The sequence below is a fragment of the Burkholderia sp. LMG 13014 genome, assembly GCF_905232215.1.
Taxonomy (GTDB): Bacteria; Pseudomonadota; Gammaproteobacteria; order Burkholderiales; family Burkholderiaceae; genus Burkholderia.
Genome location: NZ_CAJNKE010000783.1, coordinates 1 through 2,285 on the forward strand (window position 1 = coordinate 1; position 2,285 = coordinate 2,285).

Annotated in this window: 2 protein-coding genes; both read left to right on the plus strand. The window is 68.0% G+C overall.

All coding sequences use genetic code 11. The features are described 5' to 3' along the window. Nucleotides 1–173 precede the first annotated feature (173 nt). Nucleotides 174–1,595, plus strand: a complete 1,422-nt coding sequence (gene otsA, locus JYJ84_RS34550; protein WP_175223612.1) for an alpha,alpha-trehalose-phosphate synthase (UDP-forming) — start codon at nucleotides 174–176, stop codon at nucleotides 1,593–1,595. Further along, nucleotides 1,588–2,169 carry an AAA family ATPase gene (locus tag JYJ84_RS34555; RefSeq protein ID WP_122946742.1) on the plus strand — a complete coding sequence of 194 codons (582 nt, stop codon included), beginning with the start codon at nucleotides 1,588–1,590 and terminating at the stop codon, nucleotides 2,167–2,169. Before otsA ends, JYJ84_RS34555 begins: the two co-directional genes overlap by 8 nt. Nucleotides 2,170–2,285: the final 116 nt, after the last annotated feature.

A 2,285-nucleotide genomic window follows, 5' to 3' on the forward strand; every position in this document is an offset into this window, starting at 1 on the left:
AGCGCGATCTCGGCCAGGAGCAGGACGCCTGATGCCGTTGCCGCCGTATTCCGCCGCTGACTTTCACACCTGCATTGCTCACATCTGAATCGCCGCACGGCCGCCCTCGGGCAGCCATGTCCGCCTTGGCGCGCGCCGCGCGCCAGCCAATCGAATCGAGGAGGGGAAGCCGCATGAGCAGATTGATCGTGGTATCGAACCGTGTCGCCGCCGGCGAGGACACGCGCCCGAGCGCGGGCGGCCTGGCGGTCGGCGTGATGGACGCGCTGAAGAAGACGGGCGGCGTCTGGTTCGGCTGGAACGGCGAGATCGTCGGCGCGCCTGACACCGAGCCCGCGATCCAGCGGGACGGCAACGTCACCTATGCGACGGTCGGCCTGACCCGGCGCGACTACGACCAGTATTACCGCGGCTTCTCGAATGCGACGCTGTGGCCGGTGTTTCACTATCGCGGCGATCTCGCGCGCTTCGATCGTCAGGAGTACGCGGGCTATTTGCGCGTGAACGCGATGCTCGCGAAGCAGCTCGCCGCCTTGCTGCGTCCCGACGACCTGATCTGGGTGCACGACTATCACCTGTTGCCGTTCGCGCATTACCTGCGCGAGCTCGGCGTGAAGAACCCGATCGGCTTCTTCCTGCACATTCCGTTTCCGTCGCCCGACATGCTGCGTCTCGTGCCGCCGCACGAGGAGCTCGTGAAGTTCATGTGCGCGTACGACGTGGCCGGCTTCCAGACCGAGGCCGACAAGCAGGCGTTCACCGACTATATCGAGCGGCGCGGGATCGGCGCGGCCAGCGACGACGGGATGCTGCATGCGCATGGCCGCGTCGTGAAGGTCGCCGCCTATCCGATCGGCGTGCATCCCGACGCGATCGCGCAGGCGGCCGTCCAGTACAGCACGCGCAAGCCGGTGAAGATGCTGCGCGAGGCACTCGACGGCCGCAAGCTGGTGATGAGCGTCGACCGTCTCGATTATTCGAAGGGGCTCGTCGAGCGCTTCCAGTCGTTCGAGCGAATGCTCGCGAACGCGCCGGGCTGGCAAGGGCGCGTGTCGCTCCTGCAGATCGCGCCACCGACGCGTTCCGACGTGAAGACCTATCAGGACATTCGCGAGACGCTCGAAGGCGAGGCCGGCCGCATCAACGGCCGCTTCTCGCAGCTCGACTGGACGCCGATCCAGTACCTGAACCGCAAGTACGAGCGCAACCTGCTGATGGCGTTTTTCCGGATGTCGCAGGTCGGCTACGTGACACCGTTGCGCGACGGGATGAATCTCGTTGCGAAGGAGTACGTCGCGTCGCAGGATCCGGCCGATCCGGGCGTACTCGTGCTGTCGGAGTTCGCGGGCGCGGCCGCCGAGCTGACCGGTGCGCTCCTCGTCAATCCGTACGACCTGTCGCAGATGGCCGAGGCGCTCGAGCGCGCGCTGTCGATGCCGCTCGCGGAGCGGCAGGCACGCCACGAGGAGAACCTCGCGCGGCTGCGCGGGAACGACCTGTCGGTCTGGCGCGATACGTTCGTCGCCGACTTGCGCAGTGTCGCGGCCGCCGCGTCGGTCACGCGACGCGCGGGCCGGCGGGTTGCGCATGCGTGAGTCTGGACCGGCGCCCGGCGTGGAAGACGACGCCACCCGCCGCTTCTTCGTCGTGACCGGTGGCCCGGGTTCGGGCAAGAGCACGTTGCTCGACGCGCTTGAGCATGCTGGTTTCGCGCGCTCGCAGGAAGCCGGGCGCGGCGTGATCCGCGACCAGATGGCGATCGACGGCCGCGCGTTGCCGTGGCGCGACCCGGCTGCGTTCGCCGAGCTGATGCTGAGCTGGGAGATGCGTTCGTACGATCTCGCGCGCCACGCGCGCGGGCCCGTGTTCTTCGATCGCGGCGTGCCGGACGTGGTCGGCTACCTGCGGCTGACGGGGCTGGCAGTACCCGCGCATGCGGAAGCCGCGGCCCGCCGTTTCCGCTATCACGGGCGCGTGTTCATCGCGCCGCCGTGGCCGGACATCTATGCGCAGGACACCGAGCGCCGGCAGGATTTCGCGGAAGCCGTGCGCACCTACGACGCGATGGTCGAGTGCTACACGTCATATGGCTACCGGCTGATCGAATTGCCGCGCGAGAACGTGCAGGCGCGTGTGCGTTTCGTGATGGACGCGCTCGACGCTGAATGACGCGCTGATCCGCTGATCCGCTGATCCGCTGATCAGAGGGCAGAGGGCAGAGGGCAGAGGGCAGAGGGCAGAGGGCAGAGGGCAGAGGGCAGAGGGCAGAGGGCGGAGGGCGGAGG